Genomic DNA, 22,384 nt, shown 5'->3' on the forward strand with positions numbered 1-22,384 from the left:
ATATTTTATTTTATTTCAGTGTCAGTCGGGCTGTCTTTTCTGCCTGGCTGCTGCCACCTATCATCACATCGAAATCTCCCGGCTCGGCCACGTGGTTGAGGTCGTAGTCGTAGAAGCGGAGCAGCTCAGGGGTAATCTTGAAGGATACGGTCTTGCTTTCGCCCGCTTTCAGGAACACCTTTTCAAAGCCTTTCAGCTCGCGTACGGGGCGGGTAATGCTGCCTACGAGGTCGCGGATATAGAGCTGCACGACTTCTGCGCCGTCACGCTTGCCGGTATTGGTCACGGTGACTACGGCAGTGGTGGAGCCATTTTGTCCCATGACCGGGGTACTGAGGGCGATGTCGCTGTACTGGAAAGTGGTGTATGAGAGCCCGTAGCCGAAGGGATACAGCGGTTCATTGTCCACATCCAGATAGTTGCTGCGGAACTTCTCGAACCAATTGCCGGCAGCCAGCGGGCGACCGGTATTCTTGTGGTTGTAGAATAAAGGTATCTGCCCTACGTTCTTCGGGAAAGTCATGGTCAGCTTACCGCTTGGGTTCACGTCACCGAACAGTACGTCGCCGATGGCGTATGCCGCTTCACTGCCACCGAACCATACGTTCAAGATAGCGGGCACATGTTCCTGCTCCCAGGTGAGCGTCAGCGGTCGGCCGGTGAAGAGGGTCAGTACAACGGGCTTTCCGGTCTTCAGCAAGGCTTCCAGCAGGGTGCGTTGCACGTCGGGGATGTCGAGGTCGGTACGGCTCGAGCTTTCACCGCTCATTTCGGAAGACTCGCCCAGGGCGGCTACAATCACGTCGGCACCGGAGGCCACCTTCAAAGCTTCGTCCAGCAGTTCCTTATCCGTACGGTTGTCCCGGCCCAGCGATCGGCCGAATAGGGTGGCGCGTTCCTCGTAGGCTACATCACCGATGAGGTTGCTGCCTTTGGCGTAGGTGATGTTCACCCGGCCGGCTGTCATTTCTTTCAATCCTTCGTACAGAGAGGGATAGTCGTCCAGGCGTGCGGCAACACTCCAGGTACCGGGCATGTTGCTGCGGGTATTGCCCAGGGGGCCGATGACGGCGACGGTGCCTTGCTTCTCCAAAGGAAGGACGGGACGAGAAGACTTCTTGCCTTGTCCCTCAAAAGGTTCGTTTTTCAGCAGCACAAAGCTTTCGGCGGCAATCCGGCGTGCGGCGTCGCGGTGCTCGCGCGTGAAGATGTCGCGTGCGGGACGGCTGAGGTCGCAGTATTTGTAAGGGTCATCGAACAGCCCTAACTTGTATTTCGCTTCAAGGATGCGGCGGCAGGCTGCATTCAGCGTCTTCATGGTTATTTTGCCTTCGGTGAGCGACTTTTTCAACGTGCCCACGAAACCTTCGCTCACCATATCCATGTCCACACCGGCGTTGAGCGCACGGGCGGAAACGGTCTGCAGGTCACCGATGCTGTGCTCCACCATTTCGGAGATACCGGTAAAGTCGGTCACCACAAAACCGTTGAAGCCCCATTGTTTGCGCAGCACGTCTGTCATCAGCCAGCGGTTGGCGGTGGCGGGCACACCGTCCACTTCGTTGAAAGAGGCCATTACACTGCCCACTCCGGCGCGGACGGCTGCTTCATAGGGGTACATGTATTCGTTGAACATGCGGTTGCGGCTCATGTCTACGGTGTTGTAGTCGCGTCCGGCTTCTCCGGCACCGTACAGTGCGAAGTGCTTGACGCATGCCATGATTTCGTCGTTCCGTGTCAGTTGGTCGTTCAGGTCTTTTCCCTGATACCCCAACACCATGGCGCGGGCGATGGCGCCTCCGAGGAACGGGTCTTCGCCCGACCCTTCGGATACACGTCCCCAGCGCGGGTCACGGCTGATGTCCACCATCGGGCTGAAGGTCCATGAGATGCCGTCGGCACTGGCTTCGATGGCGGCGATGCGGGCAGACTGCCCGATGGCTGCCATGTCCCACGTGCAGGAGAGGCCGAGGGGGATGGGGAAGATGGTCTCATAGCCATGTATCACATCCATGCCGAACAGCAGGGGGATGCCCAGGCGGGAGTTCTCTACGGCCAGTTTCTGTACGTCGCGTATCTTGGCCACTCCTTTCAGATTGAAAAGCCCTCCCACGAGCCCCTGCTCAATCTTCTTGGCCACGTCGCTGTTCTTTGCCTGACCGGTAGTGATCTCTCCGGTCACGGGCAGGTTGAGCTGGCCGATTTTCTCTTCCACAGTCATCCGACGCATCAGTGCGTCGATGAAGCGGTCCATGTCCTGCGGAGACTTCTGCGCCTGCACGGTGGCGGTGACACCTATTAAAGCGGTTGCGAGCAGCAGACTTGTTCTCTTGAAAATTTTCTTCATATTCATATTGAATTAATTGTTTGTAAGTATGTTCCCTTCATTGTTTTTAGATTGCCGTCACTCTATTGCAGTAGCGCTATGACTTCTTTGCAACGGTGCTGCAATTTCTCTGCAGTGATACTGCAAACGGTTTGCAGCGCTACTGCAACTGCTTTGCAGCGACACTGCAACTGTTGTGCAGTGCTACTGCAACACTTTTGCAGTGCCACTGCAAAAAGTTTGCAGCTCTTTGCAGTAGCAATGCTTTGATTGAGAGCAAGTTATGAAATAGACCTTTTGCCATTGATTGGATCGGCTGTTTCCTTTGGCCGGGTATCAATAGTCGGGGTTCTGTACCAGTACTCCGTTCGATTTGTCTATCTCTGTCTGGGGCAGAGGCAGTAGTGCATTCTTGTCCTGGTAATTCTTTCCGGCAGCTTGCAGCACTTCTTTGGCAATGCCCCAGCGCACGAGGTCGTAGAAGCGGTCGGGTTCCAGTGCCAGCTCTACGCGGCGTTCGTGGCGAATGGCGTCACGCAGCACAGACTGGCTGGCAGATTCTACCTTCGGAAGCACGTCTGCCAGTGTGCCGCGGGCATGGGCGCGTACTTGTTCCAGATACCCGGCGGCTTCGCCTGTCAGCCCTTTCTCGTTGGCGGCTTCGGCAGCCATCAGCAGCACGTCCGGATAGCGGATGAGGCGGATGTTTACCCAGAAACCCATACGGCTGTACTTGCGGCGCAGTGTTGGGTCCGTGTAGGCCTTCTTGTTGAAGTAGGCACCCATGGCGGTGGATACGGGTGACTCGCCATAAGGCTGGTTGGTATTCTCCGGTGTAATGGGTTCGTCCGTGCTGTGACGGAAGTAGAGCAATGTGGCGTTCCGGCGCGGGTCGCCCGGCTCAAAGGCCTTGCCCATCAGTGAGGTGGCCATGTGCCAGCCCCATCCCAGGTCCCACTCGCCGGCTCCGCGCACCCCTTGCACCTGGCAGAACTGGCTGCCGATGCTGGCATCCTCTTTCATGGCGTCGGTGGCTTCGCATTGCAGTTCGAAGATGCTCTCACCGCAATTCTCCCCTTCTACGGTGAAGACTTTGTCGACCGGTGTATTCAGGTTGTAGATGCCCGACTTTATCACTTCGGTGGAGGCTGTGTACATATTGTCCCAATCGTTCCGCATCATATAGGTGCGTGCGTGCAGGGAGCGTGCGGCGCCCCAGGTCAGCCGTCCCGTATAGTCGCTGTCCCACCGCAGGGGCAGGCATTCTTCGGCTTCGGTCAGGTCTTTGTCAATCTGTTCGTATATCTTTTCCGCCGTGGTCTTGGGCACGTTGGCATCGGAGGCTTCCACTACCTTGATGGTGACCAGCGGCACTTCGCCAAAGGCGCGTACCAGGTTGAAGTAGCACCAGGCACGGAAAAAGAGCGCTTCGCCACGGTTACGGATGGCTTCGGTGTCGTCCTTGTGTCCGCTCTTCTCAATGTCGTCCAGGATTTCGTTGCACTGGTAGATGATTTTGTAGTTCTGTCCCCAATAGGCACTCAGAGGGCCGTTGGAGGCAGTGTATTCGAAGTCGTCCCACATGGCGGCCTCGTTGCTGCCGTCGCCGGCATCACTGCCTTTCTCGGAGTCCTCGCTGCGCACCATGTGCACCATAAAAGCAGGAATACCGGCAGTGATATCGTACGAGCGCATCAGGTAGTAGACGTTGAATATCTTTCCGCCTACAAGGGCGTTAGGAGAGTCATCTTCCGTGAACTGCCCCAGCGGGTCGCGGTCCAGGAAGTCGTTGCAGGATGTCAGTGAGAGGGCTGTTGCACCCACCAGCAATGTAAATATGTATTTTATCAGTTTCATAAATTTATATTTTTCATTCCCCGTTTCCTTTGAAGGGGGCGGGGGAGGTTTGAAGTTACTCTTTCTTATTTAGGGGAGGGCTTTTAGAACGTCAGATTAAATCCGAACGTATAAATCGCCGGCATCGGATAACTGCCGTCGTCCACCCCGAAAGCGATGGCCGAGCCGCCCAGTTCCGGGGTATATCCGGTGTTGTGCTTCCAGGTCTTCAGGTTCTGTATGTTCACGTAGAGCTTCAGTGCCTGCATGCCTATCTTCGAAATCAGCGCCTTGTCGAAGTTGTACGCCAGCGACACGTTGCGGATGCGGAAGAAGGAGCCGTCCTCTATGTAATACTCGGAGTTCAGATTGTTGATGGTATGCTTGGTGTTCAGCAGTGGCTGGGTGTTGCTGGTCCCTTCGCCGTGCCAGCGGTCCATGCGTTGCTCCATGAAGTTGAACTGGCTCCAGTTGTAGTTGTCCCACGTGCGGTAAATCTGATTGCCGCCCTGCCCCATCATGTCAACGGCAAGCTCCCAGTTCTTGTAACCCAGTCCGAGCGTGAAGCCGTAGGTGATGTCGGGGGTGGGGTTACCAATCATCGTACGGTCTGCCGTGGTGATTTCTCCGTCACCGTTCACGTCGCGGAATTTCAGGTCGCCCGGGGTGACGGTTGCCAGTGTGTTCTTGGGAGAGTGCTCAATCTCCTCCTGGGTCTGGTAGACGCCTTCCACCTTGTAGCCGTAGAAGTAGCCGATGGGGTATCCTGCCATTGTGTAGCTCTGCTGCTTGTCTCCGGCTATGATGGAGTAGCCTTCCTGCACGAGGCTCAGTACCTTGTTCTTGATGGTGGCAAGGTTCATTCCGATGTTGTAGTTCCAGTCGCCTATCCGGTCGCGCCAGCTCAAGGCAAGCTCTACGCCCGAATTCTCGATGGAGCCAAGGTTTCCGATACCCGGTACGGTGCCCGAGATGCCCGGCACTTCGGCCAGCAGGTCTTTGGTTTTCTTCTTGTAGTACACCCCTTCAAAGTGCAGGCGGTTGCGGAGGAAGTTGGCTTCTGCACCGGCTTCCCAGGCTTCCACCTTCTCCCAGCGCAGTTTGGGGTTGGGCAGGTAGGCAAGCTGGTAGCCCGGGTAGATGGCGGACGGGGTGCCGAACACGGCGGAGTAGGCATTCGTCAGCAACGGTTCGGCGGGATAGGCGCGGTCCAGGTTCTGGTTGCCCAGTGTGCCCCATGAGCCTTTCAGTTTCAGCATATCCAGCCAGGTGATGTCCTTCATCCATGCTTCCTCGCTCATCAGCCAGCCCAGGCCGACGGAGTAGAAGTTCTGCCACTGGTTGCCGGTGTAGGAGAAGGCGGAAGAACCGTCGCGGCGGTAGGAGCCGTTGAACAGGTACTTGCCCTTGTAGTTGTAGAGCACGCGTGCCAGCACGGACACGGTGGAGCGCTCCCACTGCGTACTGCCGTTGGTGGCGGTGGCTGCGTCGCCGATACTTACGTACCATTTGTCGGGATTGTCCGGAATGACCAGGCCTACCCCTTGGGTACGGGCGCCGTTCAGATTCTCGAGCTTGTTGTAGTAGGTGGTGAAACCGGCTGTGGCCGTCACGCTGTGGTCTCCCCAGGAGTTGGTGTAGGTCAGCAGATAGTCGCTCTGTACCTTCATTTCCGTTTCTTTGGCTTGGGACACTCCGGTCTTGCCGTTGCCCAGCGTGGCTATGTCTCCCTCGACGCTTGCGTCATATACCTGGATAACCGGGGTGTATGTCCGTGTGCTGTTCGAGGCATAGTCCAGGGAGAACATGGCCTTGAACTGGAAGTGTTTCAGGAAATCCCATTGCCCGTACACGTTGCCCGAGCCACGGTAGTTCTCGGCTTTCGTGGTATTCGCCTTCAGGTCTACGTCCACCATCGGGTTGTTCATCTGTGCCTTCTGGAATCCGGGCAGTGAGGTGTAGAGGCCGTACTCGGAGTTGAATACATGCGCCACCGGAGCTGCGCGCAGGGCAGTGGCAACGCTCTTCGTGTCGGCGGGCAGCATGCGTGCCCCGTTGAATTGGAAACCTACCTTGAGGTTGTCCGTCACTTTATAGTCGTTGCTGATGTTCAGCGTGATTTTGCTGTACTTCTCGTGCTTGATGTTGCCTTGCTCGTAAGCATAGCCCGCACCGAGATAGAAGCTGTTCTTGTCCGAGGCACCCGTGATGCTGATGTTGTTGTTGGTGATGAACCCAGTCTGGAAGATTTCATCCTGCCAGTTGGTGTTTCCCGTCCAGTCCGAGAAGTTGTATTCCGGGTTGCCCTCGTTCCTCAACTGTTCGTTGTACAGCAGTTTGAAGCCTTCGGCATCCGTCAGTGCAATTTTGTCGGTGATGGACTTGAAACCGAACGAGCCGTTGATATTGACGCGTGTCTGTCCCTCTTTCGCCTTCTTGGTGGTGATGATAATCACGCCGTTGGCACCGCGCACACCGAAGATGGCGAGCGACGACGGGTCTTTTAGTATCTCCATGGATTCGATGTCCTGCGGATTCAGGAAGTTGATGTTGTCGTTGAACAGTCCGTCCACCACATAGAGTGGCTTGTAGCCGTTGATGGAGTTTGTTCCGCGTACACGGATTTCCGGGTCGGAGCCTGCCTTGCCGGAGTTTATCACCTGCACGCCGGCAATCTTGCCTTGCAGTGCGGATACGGGGTTGACCACCGGCTTGTTGGCGATTTCGTCGCCTTTAATGTTGGTGATGGAGCCCGTAAGGTCTCGCTTCTTGGCGCTGCCATAACCGATGACAACGGTTTCGGCCAGCATCTGCGAGTCGTCTTTCATCTGGACGTTGATTACCGACTGGCTGCCTACCTTGACAGCTTGCTTCACCATGCCTACATAGGAAAAATCCAATGTGTTCTCCGGGGTGGCCTGGATGGAGTACCGGCCGTCTATGTCGGTAATCACGCCATTGGAGGTTCCCTGCACCAATACGGTGGCGCCAATCAGTGGGTCACCCAGTGCGTCGGTCACGGTGCCGGTTACTGTTTTCTCCTGTGCCGATGCAGCGGTACTTGCCAGCAGGCACACCGTCAGAAACAGGTTTCTCAGTCTTCCGGTTTTCTTCTTGGGAAGGTTTAGGTTCTTCTTCATTACATTGATTTTTTAGTGGATAAATCATTCAGTTTCTCCTCTGAACAATCAAAATGCAAAAAAGATTTGGTGACGGTGTTAAAAAAGGGCAGCCCGGTTTTCGCGGACTGCCCTCTTACCTAAAAGCAAAACTATACCTATTTCAACTCAAAACTCGTAGTCTTTACATCGCGGCTGTTGGGTCCAATCATTACATGGAACTCACCGGGTTCGTATACATACTGTATGTCGTAGTTGTAGAACTTCAGCAATTCGGGGGTAATGGTGAAGGTCACCTGCTTGCTTTCGCCTTTTTTCAGGTGGATGCGCTCGAAGCCTTTCAGCTCTTTCACGGGGCGGGTAATGCTGCCCACCAGGTCGCGGATATAGAGCTGCACGATTTCATCCGCATCGTAGTTGCCCGTATTGGTTACGGTTACGGAAGCGGTCAGCTTGCCGTCCGCATTCAGTTGCTTGGAGCTGAGCGTGATGTCACTGTACCGGAAGGTGGTGTAGCTCAAGCCATAGCCGAAAGGATACAGCGGGTCATTGCTCACATCCAGGTAGTTGCTGCGGAACTTCTCGAACCATTTGCCTTCTTTCAGAGGACGACCGGTATTCTTGTGGTTGTATGCCATAGGCAACTGGCCCACATTCTGCGGGAAGGTGGTGGTCAGCTTACCGCTGGGGCAAACGTCTCCGAACACTACGTCGGCAATGGCGTCGGCAGCTTCACTACCTCCGAACCATACATTTAGGATGGCGGGAACATTTTCATTCTCCCAAGTCAGCACTACGGGACGTCCGGAGAACAATACCAATACTACGGGTTTGCCCGTTTTCAGCAATGCTTCCAGCAGGTGTCGCTGTGTGTCCGGCATTTCCAGTTCGGAACGGCTGCTGCTCTCACCACTCATCTCGGAAGACTCGCCGAGGGCGGCTACAATGACATCGGCTTGTGCGGCTACTTTCAGGGCCTCGTCCAGCAGTTCTTGGTCATTGCCGCGGGGCAGTTCACGGCCGAACATCGTGGCGCGTGTCTGGTAGTCGGCATCGTACATCAGGTTGCTGCCTTGTGCATAGAGAATGTTGGCCTTGGAGCCGACAGAATTCTTGAAACCTTCCAGCAGGGTGCTGTATTTGTCTGCTGTGGCTGCCACACTCCAAGTGCCCGGCATGTTGGCACGGGTGTTGGCAAGCGGGCCAATCAAGGCGATGTTGCCTTTGCGTTGCAAGGGCAGTAGGTTGTCCTGGTTCTTCAGCAGCACGAATGTCTCTGTGGCAATCTGGCGGGCAATGGAGCGGTGCTCGGGAGTGAACACTTCTTTTTCGGCACGCTTCACGTCGCAGTATTTGTACGGGTTGGCAAACAGTCCCAGCTTGTATTTGGCTTCTAGGATGCGTCGGCAGGCTTTGTCAATGTCGGCCTCAGTCACTTTGCCTTCTTTCAGGGATTTTTCCAGTGTGCCGATAAATCCGTCGGCTACCATGTCCATGTCTGTTCCGGCGGTCAAGGCACGTGCGGATACTTCCTGCAGGTCGCCGATTCCGTGGTCTATCATTTCGGAGATGGCTGTATAGTCTGTCACCACGAAGCCGTCGAAGCCCCATTGGTTGCGCAGTACGTCGGTCAGCAGCCAGTGGTTGGCAGTGGCGGGTACTCCGTCAATTTCATTGAAGGAGGTCATTGCGCTACCCACACCGGCTTCTACGGCAGCCTTGTAGGGAGGGAAGTATTCGTTGAACATACGGTTGCGGCTCATATCCACCGTGTTGTAGTCGCGGCCGGCTTCTCCGGCGCCATACAGTGCGAAGTGCTTTACGCAAGCCATTATCTCGTTGTTGGCACTCATATCCTTGCCCTGATAACCGCGAATCATGGCTTGTGCAATGGCTGAACCCAGGAAGGGGTCTTCACCGTTGCCTTCTGATACACGTCCCCAACGGGCATCGCGGCAGATGTCCACCATCGGGCTGAACGTCCAGCAGATACCGTCTGCACTCGACTCAATGGCGGCGATACGGGCCGATTTCTCTATAGCCTCCATGTCCCAACTGCACGAGAGTGCCAAGGGGATGGGGAATACCGTTTCGTAACCGTGAATCACGTCCATACCGAACAGCAAGGGGATGCCCAGGCGGCTGTTCTCTACGGCAAGTTTCTGCACTTCGCGGATGTTCTTCACGCCTTTCAGGTTGAACAGACCTCCGACTTCACCGTTGCGGATTTTACCGGCAACGTCGCTGCTCTTGGCTTGTCCGGTGACGATGTTTCCCGTTACCGGCAGGTTGAGCTGACCGATTTTCTCGTGCAGCGTCATTTTGCCCATCAGCTCCGTAATGAATTTATCCATCTCCTGCGGATTGCCTTGGGATGTGTTTTCTTTGGGCGTTGCCGTCACGGTGAGGGCAGAGAAAGCCAAGGCTGCTAATAATGTGTATTTCTTCATATGATATAATTTTGATTATCCCCTCCGGCCCCCTGAAGGGGGAGGGGAATAGTGATATAGAAATTCAACTTAAGCTTAGCTGCTCCATCATGTCGCATACTAACTTCAATCGTAAATCCCTAAGCCTTAAATCCCAGCTTCTGCAATCCTTCCTGAACCTCGGGACAGCTCATGAAGAGTTTCCACAACAAGCCGGAACGATAGTTCTCAATCATCGGGGCAATGGTGCATTGGTCGATGGCAAGATAGCGGGGCACCGTCCAGTCACTTCCCTCGGAGAAGGCATCGTAGAATCCGTACTTGCCCCAAATCCAGTCGCCTTTGGAATAGAAATACTTCAGTGCACGCATGGATTCCTCCGGTGTGTAGGGAAAACTGGACAAGGCTGCTGTCGGTGTGATGACACCATGGTCGTTGTCGCCCGGGCAGTGGGCTGCATAGCCTTTGGTAGAGTAGCTGGCGGTCAGTCCCCAGCAGTCCTCGCCGTAACCTTTGTATTGTTTGGGATTCTCCACGCAGTAGCGGTAGTTGGAGAGGGCATGGTTGCGCACCACGTTCCAGTAGTTGGCATAGCGGTCGCTCAGGTTGCGCGGGTCCAGACCGATGTGCGAGTATTGTGCCCAGAACAAGGGACCGCCCAGTTTCTCGGCTCCGTTGTGTTTCAATTCCAAAGGCAGGCCGTAGGGGGCAGAGTCGGACTTGATGCCGCCGCCGCGTGCCCAGCCGTTGTGGTAGGCTGAAGCCGGAACGGGATAAGTGGGGGAGGAGGCTGCGAGCACATACACAATCAATGCTTCGTTGTAGCCTTCCAGCGGGAAGTTCATTTCCCAGTTGTATTCGGGAGACCAGTGCCAGTAGATGACATCCTTGCCATTCTGATACCAGCTGAACTCCATCTCTTTCCACAATTGGTCAATCTTCTCTGCCAGCGCCTTTTCCTGCTCGTTGCCGTCGCGGAAGTATTGGCGTACGCAAAGCAAGCTTTGCATCAGGAAGCAGCTTTCCACCAAGTCTCCGCCGTTATCTTTTTGTCCGAAAGGTTTCACCTTGCCGGTAGGGCCGTACAACCAATGGGGCCATACGCCGTGGAAGCGGTCGGCGCGTTTCAGGTAATCGGCAATCTTGGTCAGGCGCTTCACGCCTTCTTCCCTGGGGATGAAGCCGCGTTCGATGCCTACCAGCAGTCCGGCTATACCAAATCCGCTGCCGCCGGTGGTGACAACATTCTGGTCCTTTTCGGGATAATCCCCATCCAGGTGGATGCGTTCGCGTGCCAGTCCGGAGGTCGGTTCCGCACCGTCCCACATGTAGTTCAAATGTACCTTCTGGATGTAATCAAGCATTTCGTCATCCGAAGCGAATGATTCGGGACGTACTTCCTCTGTGTCGGGCTTTTCCTCTTTTCCGTTCTCTTTCCCGTTTTCCTTCAAGTCGGAAGAGCAGGATGCACAGCCCGCCAATGTGGAAATCAGGAACAAAGCCAGCACATGTATCATTATTGGTTTTTTCATATCTTTATTTCTTGTGTTTAATTTTTTGTCGTCTTGCACAATGGCGAGCGGCCGTTTTCGTTCAGCGCCTCGATAGTGAAGTAATAGTCCGTGTCCGCATCCAGTCCGCGGAAGTCATATTCCGTCTGTCCCAGTACCGTGATGGCATTGTACATCTTGCCTTCGGCGGTGCCGTAGTAGATGTTGTAGCCATAGGCGCTTGCTTCGGGTTGCCAGGAGATAAGGGCATTCCGGCGGTCTTTCCTGTCACGTTTCACAGTCAGTCCTTTCACGGCTTGCGGGACATCGCCGTCACCGTTCCCGAAGACGCGGAAGCCGGACAAGGCGACATTTCCCGTAGGCATGTGCACATTCTCGTATTTCAGATAACGGGCACGCAACGGCTCGTTGAGCTCGATGTAGTCGTGCGGACAATCCTTGTCACTGTCGCTCTTGTCTATGACCAATGTCCATTCTTTTCCGTCTTCGGAAGCAAAAATACGGTATTGGTGATAAATATCCATGGCACGGTTGTATTGAACCGCTTTATGGTCGTAGAAGTTCAACTGCACGGCACGTACATTCTTTGTACTGCCCAGGTCTATCCCGGCCCATTCGCCGGGGTTGCCGGAACGGGCTGCCCAGTAGGTGCGCATACTTTCGTCCGTCAGGTTGGAAGCTGCATGGATGCTATCCGTAGATGATACCTCCACCGGTTTGCCGTAGGACAGAAGCATCCATCCCGTGAAACGCTCTGCAGGGTTCTTTACGTCCATCGGTGCTGCCCAGTTGGGATAATCGCCGAAGGCAGTGGACGAATACATGACACCATCCTTGTCGAAAGCCACCGGATAAAGACCGATGCGGCGTTCGAACTTGTACTTCAGGGAGAGCATGCAGGTGGCAACGTGCCAGTAATTGCCTTTCACGTCGCGAAACGTGCCTCCATGACCGGCACCTTGCACATAACCGCCCGGCTTGTAGCACATCGGGTTATGCTTCTGGTAGACAAACGGGCCCAGCGGGGAATCCGAAACATATACGCCATCGGCATAGACTTTGAATTCAGTGCCCGGAGCACCATATTGGAAATAATATTTGCCATTGTGTTTGGTCATGTAAGCGCCCTCTGTGAATGGGCGGAGTGTCACTTCATCGTCATTGTTCATGCCGAAACGTTCCCAGCCGTGTTCTTCGGGGCGGAGCATCATCACGTCGTGAATCTTGCTGATGGGATAGAAATCATTCCGGTCCAGTTCCACCGCCTTTAGCGGATATTCATTGCTGGAGCCATAATACATATACAGTCTGCCGTCATCGTCCAGAAACATGCAGGGGTCCCATGTGGGAAGCACATTCTTTTCGATGGCACGTTTGAAACGTCCCGTTTTGGGGTGTGTGCTGTACCACACGGCGAGGCCTTCGTAGGTGGAGCCGGTATAGAACAGCGTGTCACCGCTTACATAGGCTGCCGGTGCGCACTGGTCGTCGTCCGTAGGCTTGCGTTGGAAGCCGGCAGGAACGAAATCCCAATCCACCAGGTTCTTGGAATAGTGAAAACCGCCCTGGTTGGTGGAGAACAGAAAGTATTCTCCCTTGTATTCCACCGCCATCGGGTCGGCAGAGGAACGGAACGAACCGTTGGGACGCACATTGTTGTTGAAAGGCTCGAAGTTATAACTGATGTTCATCGGATTGCAGAAGGTGCGCGACAGAGGCGCCTGCGGGTCATACCACCGGGTCGCCTGGGCGGGACGGCGGATTGCGGTTGCCTTGTGTACCTCTTCTTCCATCACTACCTCAATATCGGTTTCATCCAGTGCCAGGATTCTGTTCACTATCTTTTTCCCGGGATAGTAGACATACAGGTGCACGTCGTTCTTCGCTCCTTTGATGGCAAAGCTGCCGTCGTGGGCAGTGGTATTGTGCATGGGACTTGCGAAGAACATGACTGTGGCGCCTGCGAGTGGCTGGCGGTTGGTGTCCAGTACGTGTCCTTTTACGATACGGTCTTGGGTTACAGTGATGTAATAGTCACTGACTTGCCCCTTCACCACTTTGATGGAATCGTCAGGGGTTGCCTTTGCCGCCAGAGCGGCAAAGGCTATTCCACAACTGATTAGGAATCTTTTTACCATATTGGAACGGATTTATTCGGCAATTCCGTCAATGGGTTCCAGCTTCAAATCAGGAAGGTCGTCCAACTGGTTGGCCGGTATGGGCCAATAAGTCTTTTCTGCTGTCCATCCTTTGGGACCGAGTACGGTGGCGGCATCGCCGGTACGCACCAAGTCCACATAACGGGCACACCATTCGCCGCAAAGTTCCATCCGGCGTTCGTCCATCACGTCTTTCAGGGTAACACCGGTTTTGGTGCTCATGCCTGCACGCCGGCGCACTTCGTTGTAGCCTGCGTCTCCATCCTTGCCCAGTCTGACTTTGGCTTCGGAGTTCATCAGCAGTACTTCGGCATAGCGGATGATACGCACATTGTTGTTGGCTCCGTAGGTTGTACGTGGAAGAGTCATCTGATTGTAGGGAAGGTAACCTTTGCCGTTCCAACAGTCGGTCTTGGTGGCCGATGTGGGACCTACCTGCCAACCCTCGCGCGTCTTGCTCAGGGCTTTCAGGAAAGAAGTTTCGGCACGCACACCTTCGCCACGGGCTTCGGCCCATGCCACGAACTCGGGTTCATAGCCTATGAAATTCCAGCCGCCTATGGACTTGGTGCCTTCGGCTTGCTTGTAGCTGATGGTACCGTCTGCGTTCACTACTTCATCATACCTCTCTGCCATGTTCGGACCCTGGAAATTGAACCATTGGTCTACGCCCAGGTAATCGCCGGAACCATTGCCGTAGTCTGTTACCTGGCATTCGAACAAAGATTCGTCACACAACTTTCCGGGAATTTTGAACAGCTGGTAGAAGTCGTCGTAGAGACGGAATCCACCGTTCTTGATGATGTCATCGGTCAGTGTCTCCACTTGTGCATAGTCTCCTTTCAGCAGATAGATGCGGGCGGCCAATGCTTGGGCGGTGAAGGCTGTCACGGCTCCCTTGTGTTCCATCTGGTTGGGACGCATGCGGGGCAGTTTGTCGATGGCGTAGTTCAAATCTTCCAGCATATAATTATATACGGCCTCTACGGTAGAACGGCGAAAATCGGTCTGCAGGTTGTCACGGTAGATGACGGTGGGACCGAAATTGGTCACCAGACAATAGTAGGCCCATGCACGGATGGTACGTACTTCGCCGCAATAGGATTCGTAGGTTTTGTAATCTTCGCTTCCTGCAGCAAGATATTCGGCATAACCGTCGAGGCTTTGCAGGGCGGCATTGGTGATGCGGATGATGTCGTAGAAGTTCATCCATACCTGGTTCAGTGCCCAGAATGAGTTGTTGTAGTTGAACTTGCGTCCGAAGGCCACGGCATCGCCCTGGTCATCGGTACGGCCCGACCACACGTCACCGTCGCGGGTGAACATCAATAGTGCGTTGCACCAGTGCATGCCCTGTGTGCGTACTTTGGAGTAGGCACCCACTACGGGTTGGTACATATTGTTCTTGTTGGTAAAGTCCACGCCTTGTTCGGGAACTTTGTTCTCCGGATCGATTTCTATGAAATCGGTGCAAGCGGTGGCTCCTCCCAGCACCATCATGGCGGGAAGTATATATGCGAATGTTTTCTTTAAGAATTTCATTGTTTTACGTTTTAGGGTTTAGAAATCTATTTGCACTCCGAAAGTATAGGTTGAAGTCAGAGGGTATACTTCGGTATCCCAACCTTCGGCATCCGACACTTCGGGTGTGAAGCTGTTCGCCTTGAAGGTAGTGAAGGGGCGGTCGGCGGTCAGTGAGAGGCGGAGTCCCGGCATCACGTAGCTGCCTATCTTCAGGTTCTTGAACGAGTAGCCCAGCGTGATGTTCTGGATGCGGAAGTAATCGGAGCTTTCCACGAAATAGGAAGCGTTGTTGCTGTCCGACTTGTTCCAGGTTTTGAGAAGAGCCTTGGCCGACGGATGTTCGTTGGTAGAGCCTGCACCCGTCCAGCGGTTCTCATACTGTGCACGGTCAAAGTTATAGTAGTCGGCTGCATAGCGCAGGGCACGCTTACGGTTCCACAGTTCGCCGCCTGCTTGTCCGTAGGTAGTGAGGCTGAAGTCGAAGTTCTTATAAGAGAATCCGGCATTGAAGCCATAAGTAAAGCTGGGCACGTATGAGCCCAACACCTGCTTGTCGTTTCCGTCTATCACATGGTCGCCGTTCACGTCCTCGTAGATGAAGTCGCCGGGTTCCAGTCCGTTGGCCACGGCGATGGGGTCGGCAGCACATTGTTCAGGAGTCTGGTAGATGCCGATGACCTTGTAGCCATAGAATGAGTTCATCGTCTCGCCCACCATATTCACGGTCTTTCCGCCTTTGATGATTTTCATGTTTCCTTTCAGGCTTTTCACTTCGTTGTGCAGATAAGAGAGATTGACACCGATGTTGTAATTGAAGTCCTTGCCAATCTTGTCGTTCCAGTTCAAGGAGAGGTCGATACCGGTATTCAGAATCTGTCCGTTGTTGCCGGCCAGCAGCTCGCCACTCATCGGGAGCTTGGGCGAAATCACGGCGTTGTCGGTCAGGCGGTAGTACCAGTCGATGTCGGCATTCAGGCGGTTCTTCAGCGTGCTGAAGTTGATGCCCACGTTGGTTTCGTTCACTACTTCCCAACCCAGCCAGCTGAAGTTGGTGGTGTTGATGAATCCGTCGATGGCGGTATTGGGGCCGAATACGGACTGTACGTTCTGTATGCTTGCGAAACCTGCACTGGCGGCAATCTTGTCGTTACCCAGCTTACCCCAGCTGGCACGCAGCTTCATGTAGTCGAAGATGTTCTGGTTCTTCATGAACGGTTCCTGCGAGATGACCCATGCGGCACCGATGGAGGGGAAGTAGCCCCATTTGTCGTTGTACTTGGACGAGCCGTCGGCACGGAAAGTGAACATCAGCATGTACTTGTCGTTGTAGTTATAGTTCAGCCGGGTGAAATAGGAGAGGCCGCGGTATTTCCAGCCGTCGTCTTTCACCGTAGCGCCTTCCTTGTTGCCCAGTGCGATGTATTTCCATACGTCTGCACCTTCGGGTACGTTGGTGGCAGTACCTTCGAGCAGGCGGTATTGCTCTTGGCGCATGGAAGCGCCCAGCATGCCGGTAAAGGAGTGCTTGCCCCACTTGTCGGTGTAGGTGGCAACGTTGTCCCATATCCATTTGTAGTAGTTGGTGTTCTTCTTGGTGAGTTCGGTAACCTCTTTCTTCTGGTTGGTGCCTACATAGTAGGTAGGGGTGAACTCGGAACCGCGAATCATCGAGTAGTCGTAGCTGTAGCTGCTGCGTATGTTCAGCTTGTCGGGGATGAGGTTGAGTTGTGCATAGAAGTTGCTCAGCACTTGGTAGGTCTCGTTCCGGTTGTCGTAATAGTTGGCAGTGGCTATGGGGTTGTTGAAGTTGTTGGTCAGGCCCACTTGCTCGGGTGATGTGTACTTTTTGGGGAACACCGTGTCGTCGCGGCGGTCGTCATACACCGGGATGATGGACGGTGTGTTGTATGCCTGTTGCCATGCGGCATTCTTGGGCAGTTGCTGCTGCGAGTTGCTGAACACGCCGTTGAAACCTATCTTCAGCCATTTGCGGGCTTCGTAGTCAAGGGCGGCGCGGAAGTTCAGACGGCGGTAGTAGTTTTCCACGTCCATGATACCGTCTTGTGCCAGATAGCTCATGCCGGCAGAGTAGGTTGCCTTTTCCGTACCACCGGAGACGTTCAGGCTGTGGTTGGTCATCATGGCTGTGCGCAGCAGTTCGTCATACCAGTTGGTATCGGCATTGAATTGCAGGTTTTCCATGTTTCCGCCGAATTCGGCCACTGAATTCTCAAAAATCGCCCGGTAAGCTTCCGGATTGGCTTCAAGCATCATGGTGGCATATTCGTGGGAGTTACACATCTCCAGCAGGTTGGTGGCTTTCTGGATGCCCACATAACCGTTGTAGGTGATTTTGGCATCCTGGTTGCGGGTACCTTTCTTGGTGGTGATGATTACCACACCGTTGGCGGCACGCACACCGTAGATGGCCGATGCGGATGCATCTTTCAGGATGGTCATGTCCTGAATGTCGGAGTTGTTCAGGAAGTTGATGTTGTCGTAGAACATGCCGTCCACTACATAAAGGGGAGAGGTGTCGCCGAAAGAACCCATACCGCGGATGGTCACTTTAGGACCGTCGCCCGGTGTTCCCGAATTGATGATGTTGACACCCGGTACCTTTCCCTGCAATGCTGCCATCGGGGAGGAGGTGGGAACATTGATGAGTTCTTTTTCTTTAACGACATCAATCGGGGCTGTCAGGTCTTTTGCCTTGGCCGAGCCGTAACCGATAACCACGACTTCTTCCAGCAGTTGTGCGTCTTCACGTAGTTTTACGTTGATGACGGATTGCCCCGCAGCGCTTATCTCCTGCGGCAACATGCCCAAATAGTTGAATACGAGAGTTGCGTCTTCGGGGACGCCGTTCAGTACATAGTTACCGTCGAGGTCGGTAGCTGCTCCAATAGTAGAGCCTTTTACTACAACCGTGGCTCCAATAATCGGTTCGTTGTTCTGATCAACAACAGTTCCTTTAACTGTCTTTGTTCCTTGTGCCAAAACTGTCAGTGGCAATGAGAACAAAATCATGAATAGAAGAAATAAAGTTTGCCTTCTCATAAACTAAATTTAAGAGTTAATAATTCTGCCGGCAAAGGAAGTAATTACGGTAAGTAAGGCAAAAAAAAACACTACCACGATAATACGTTTAGGGTAAAAATGGGTACCGTTTTACTACGTTTTCGTGTTACTTGTTTCTAATAATCAGTTTGTTGTGATTGAATGATTTGTAGCCGCTTTATTTCAAGTCGATGAGAAAATCCACTAATCCCGTTCCGTCGGGGATATCCAGTTTCTTGCGCAAACGGTAGCGTGCTGCCTCTACTCCCCGGATAGTGAGGTTGGTCATTTGCGCAATGTCTTTCGTAGAAAGATTCAGGCGCAGCAGCGCACAAAAACGGAGGTCGGTAGCGGTAAGACTGGGATAACGTTCGCGCAAATTACGGAAGAATTTCTCATGAATCAGGTCGAAATTGTTCTGGAATACATCCCAAAATTCCTGTGTCTCGATGTTTTCGTTGATGAGCTTCAGCAGAGATTCGAGGTTCTTGCGTCCATATTGCCCTTTCACCAGGGACTCTTGTACGACAGTACGAAGTTTCTCCAGGACCTCGTTCTTGGCAAATACACCCAGTGCCATGCTGGCAAGGTCTTTACTCTTTGCCGACAACTCGGCTTCCAGCAATTGCTGTTGCTGCAGAGTTATCAGATGCTCCTGCTCGCGCATCTTGATGTTCTGCTGCACCTGCTCTGCCTCATACTCCTTCCGTTTCTTTTCCATGGCACGGTTGGCGCGCCACTTGGAGAAAAAGTAGACAAGCGCTGTGAGAACTATGAGATAGAGCGCAAAGGCATAATAGGAGAGGTAGAAAGGGCGGGCTATGGCAAAATGATATTCCACCTCACCGATTTTCTGTCCCAAATCATTATAGGCTTCTGCCTGGAATGTGTATTCTCCGTAATCCAGGCTACCGTAGCGGATTTCGGGCTCTTTCAGGTCCGATGTCAGCGCCATGCCTTGTCCTCCTTGCAGGACATAATGGAAATGTACGGACAATTTATTGTAATGCGGCAGGCTTACTGAGAACAGCAAATCCCGGTAATTGCTTTCCAGTTCGACATTTCCAGACAGAGGCAGGCGTTTCTCCTTTTTATCGGAAGAGGAAGCAGTGACCGAGCTCAGTGAGAGGGCGGACTCCAGAGTAGGACTAAGGCTGTCTGTGTTTTTGCTGTAACTGGCGATTCCGTTGTTCAGATTAAAATAGACGACGTCATTGTCGACGAACACATTGTTGTAGTTCTCTATGCATGGAGAATCAAACAGTTCGATGAGGATGCGCTGCTTCACGATGTACTCTCCTTCTGCGTACTCTACCAATACGTACTCATGTGAACCGGACAGCCAGAAGCGGTCGTTCGTGACGGATACCACAGAATGAGCATTCCTGATGTAAGGCAGAATGGCATTCAGCTTTTGGAAGGGGATAATCTGCCGGGTGATGTCGTCATAGGTATAGAAGCCGTTGGGACTGGAAAAGACGATACGTCCTCGCATTTTCATTACTTGGATAGGGCCGATGATATATTCCGAGCCTAAATGGGAGATGTGCCGTACGCTTTTTACAGCCGACAAGTCATCGCTCAAGACTATTTTATAGACTCCCTGATACATGTGTGAAGCCCAGATGACACCGCTTTGGTCCACCTCCAAGTGCATGACCGGTGCAATGAAGCCGTCTATGACATGCGAAAAGGTCCATTGCCCGTTCTTCTTTTTATAGATACGCAAATTGGCGTAGGATGATTCCAACAGTATCTCTTCGCCATAGAGGGTGCACTTTATCAGACACGTACTGCTGTTGGTATTGCTTATGACGGAAACATTCCCTTTTTCGCCTATTAATAAGGTATGGGCATTGTTGCCTGCAAAGAGTTGCCCGTCAATGTCCTTCACATACCAGTTCTGTCCTTCAGTATGGGGAAGCAGGCGCAGATTCTCGGTAACCTGGTGGTATTCGTACAAGCCCTGGTTGGTGGCCAGATAGAAACAGTCGCCCCGGTGGGCTATGTCGTACACCATGCCCAGTTTGGTTTCATGGTTGGCAGGAGTCAGCAGCATGACGGGTGAGTTGTGGTGGATGTATGCGATGCCGTCGTCCAATGCTGCCCATACGTTGTTATCTTTGTCACAGAACAAGCCCAGGACTGTGTTGTTGTCCAGACGGTTATCCAGATTGAAGTGCCAGAGGCAATGTCCTTTGCGGTCGATGGCGTATATGCCATTCAAGACTGTACCTATCATGAATATGGAATCATTGGTCATGACGGCGCGGTTCACCCGCTGTTTCTTCAGCTCTGCATCAATGTCTGTTTTCCAGGGGGTGATGTCACCGTTGTAGCGGAACAATCCGTTATTCTCTGTGACCATCAGGAAGCTGTCGTCCCCGTCGGGCAGTAATGCCACTACATTGTCATCGTTCACTTGGCTGCGGGGGAAGAGATGAAGGAAATCCTTGCCGTCGAATTCATAGAAGTCCTCATCAATCATCTGTGTGTAGATATGTCCGTTTTGGGTGTAGAAGTAGAGCGGCTGTTGCTGTCTGTTGCGGAAAGCGTGTACCATCTTCCCGTCGTAGGAGAACCAGGCGCTGAACGACTGGAAGTAGATGCGACCGTCCAGCTCTACAATGTTCCATATCTCGTTGTTCTCCATGGGGAAATTTTTCAGGAATTTGCTCAAAGAATGGTACCGGAGAGTGCCTGCCTCCGAATACTTGAAATAGCCGAATTCCTCGAATGCCCCCACATAGATACGGTCTTCTTTCACATACACCGAACGGACAATATGGTTCCCCGGCACTTTGTGGAGAGTCCAGCGATAACCGTCATATACCAGGAGCCCCTGGCTGTTGCCGAAATACATTTCGCCGTTGCTGCCTTGCGCACATGCCCAGTTCTGATAACCGGCTTCATAGTCTTTGGCAAGATAGTTGGTGACGGCGGGCATGAAGGAAGAAGCCCTGGCCTGGATGAAGAGGATGAACAATAGAAGGCACACTACCCAATACTTGAAAAGCATCGGTCTTATCGTATTTTGTTTCATTTTTTCAGGTTAATCGAAGTGTTTCTTGGAAGCAAAGATACAATAAGTATTCTAAATATTGTGTTTTGATGAGATAAAAAAGGTACTTGAAGCGGTTAGGGAGGATGTTTCTTAATGAATATCCTCCCCTCTTAGTTGTTTGTCTTTTGAAATTTATTATAGGGATTGTGCGGATGATAGGACTCGAACCTACACGCCTCACGGCACCAGATCCTAAGTCTGGCGCGGCTGCCAATTACGCCACATCCGCGGAATAATTCCGATTAGCGGGAGCAAAGATAGAAAGAATTTTCGTTTTGGCAAATTGTTTTGTAGATAAAGTCGTTTTAGAAAGTCACTTTCAGTATTTTTCTTGCTTCCTCAATGATGGTGTCCAAGTCATTGTTCTCATCTTCTTTGCTCATATCCACTTTCTTGTCCGGGTCGATGCCGAACTCGATATGCTGTTTTTGGGCATCGAGGTGCGGGCTGGCAGAAAAGCGTACCCCCCATCCGTTGGGCAGTTCCGAAGAGAATGGCAGGCCCGACCCGCCGCCGGTTTTGTCACCAACCAGGGTGACATTGGGAAAACAGCGCATGGAGTTGACAAAATCATTGGTTGCACTATAGGAATGACGGTTGGTCAGGACAATTACCTTTTTTTGCCAGCGGATACTGTTGGAAGGTTCCACATAAATGGGAGTCGGATCTGAAAAATCGCTATGGCCTTTGCCGGTCTTGTGCTGAATATATCCCGTCAGTACTTTTTCATTCGTGAAGCGTTGTGCCATTCGGGTGGCGTTTGTCAGGTTGCCGCCACCATTGTTGCGCACGTCGATAATCAGGCCGTTACAAGCGGAAAGGTATAACAGAATCTCATCCAGGTTGCCGTTTCCGATGCCGCTGGAGAAATCACCGTAATAGATATATCCTATGTTGTCCTCCAATATGGTATATTTGGCGCCTCCAGCAATGCGGTAGTCTCTTCCCAGGTACTTTTCAATGATACTTTCGTTGAAGTTACGAGGATAATCCAGATACCAGTCCCAGTAGCGCGCCATGTTGGAAGAAGAGTACAAGTTGACATGTCCGTCTTTTAACTCGGCAAGCATGTTACCTAATATTTCAAATAGACCGTCGTAGCTCATTCCCGGGGTAATGAGTGGCTGATACTTGTCATGGATGGCATCCCAGTCTATTTGCTTGTAGTCCAGGAAGCAGTACTGTTCGTCTATTATTTTCCACAAGGCTTCGAAATTGCCTTGTGGGGTATTGTCGAACTCTTCCTCACGAATACATCCGTTCAATAGGGGCAATAACGTGAGTAGGATACTCCAAATTATTAAAATATATCTTCTTTTCATGCACATTATCCTTATCATCTTATCGTTTATCACC

The 22,384-nt window shown here is 52.7% G+C and carries 10 protein-coding genes and 1 tRNA gene; all 11 read right to left on the reverse strand.

Features of this window, described 5'->3' with window-relative positions; translation table 11 throughout:
• Positions 1-10: 10 nt before the first annotated feature.
• Entirely contained in the window at positions 11-2,347 is a 2,337-nt protein-coding gene (gene bglX, locus CSD97_RS00570; RefSeq protein ID WP_098031881.1) for a beta-glucosidase BglX, read from the reverse strand.
• Positions 2,348-2,662: 315 nt separating this feature from the next.
• Positions 2,663-4,183, reverse strand: coding sequence for a RagB/SusD family nutrient uptake outer membrane protein (locus tag CSD97_RS00575; protein WP_098031818.1), 1,521 nt, complete (start codon positions 4,181-4,183; stop codon positions 2,663-2,665).
• An 83-nt stretch (positions 4,184-4,266) separates the two neighbouring features.
• Positions 4,267-7,302, reverse strand: coding sequence for a TonB-dependent receptor (locus CSD97_RS00580; protein WP_098031819.1), 3,036 nt, complete (start codon positions 7,300-7,302; stop codon positions 4,267-4,269).
• Positions 7,303-7,439: 137 nt separating this feature from the next.
• Positions 7,440-9,731, reverse strand: a complete 2,292-nt coding sequence (gene bglX, locus CSD97_RS00585; RefSeq protein WP_098031820.1) for a beta-glucosidase BglX — start codon at positions 9,729-9,731, stop codon at positions 7,440-7,442.
• A 119-nt stretch (positions 9,732-9,850) separates the two neighbouring features.
• Positions 9,851-11,242, reverse strand: coding sequence for a glucoamylase family protein (locus CSD97_RS00590; RefSeq protein WP_034525906.1), 1,392 nt, complete (start codon positions 11,240-11,242; stop codon positions 9,851-9,853).
• Positions 11,243-11,259: 17 nt separating this feature from the next.
• Positions 11,260-13,359, reverse strand: coding sequence for a family 43 glycosylhydrolase (locus CSD97_RS00595; RefSeq protein WP_098031821.1), 2,100 nt, complete (start codon positions 13,357-13,359; stop codon positions 11,260-11,262).
• 12 nt (positions 13,360-13,371) lie between these two features.
• On the reverse strand, positions 13,372-14,922 hold the full coding sequence (locus tag CSD97_RS00600) for a RagB/SusD family nutrient uptake outer membrane protein (RefSeq protein ID WP_005830324.1): 1,551 nt from the start codon (positions 14,920-14,922) through the stop codon (positions 13,372-13,374).
• Between the two features lie 18 nt (positions 14,923-14,940).
• The gene (locus CSD97_RS00605; protein WP_098031822.1) at positions 14,941-17,964 is read right to left on the reverse strand and encodes a TonB-dependent receptor; all 3,024 of its coding nucleotides are present in this window, start codon (positions 17,962-17,964) and stop codon (positions 14,941-14,943) included.
• Between the two features lie 178 nt (positions 17,965-18,142).
• The gene (locus CSD97_RS00610) at positions 18,143-21,007 is read right to left on the reverse strand and encodes a hypothetical protein (RefSeq protein WP_005830320.1); all 2,865 of its coding nucleotides are present in this window, start codon (positions 21,005-21,007) and stop codon (positions 18,143-18,145) included.
• Positions 21,008-21,175: 168 nt separating this feature from the next.
• Positions 21,176-21,257, reverse strand: a tRNA-Leu gene (locus tag CSD97_RS00615).
• Positions 21,258-21,333: 76 nt separating this feature from the next.
• Positions 21,334-22,350 carry a S41 family peptidase gene (locus tag CSD97_RS00620; protein WP_085931088.1) on the reverse strand — a complete coding sequence of 339 codons (1,017 nt, stop codon included), beginning with the start codon at positions 22,348-22,350 and terminating at the stop codon, positions 21,334-21,336.
• Between the last annotated feature and the right edge of the window lie 34 nt (positions 22,351-22,384).

The sequence above is a fragment of the Bacteroides sp. AR29 genome, from assembly GCF_900217715.1.
Taxonomy (GTDB): Bacteria; Bacteroidota; Bacteroidia; order Bacteroidales; family Bacteroidaceae; genus Bacteroides; species Bacteroides uniformis.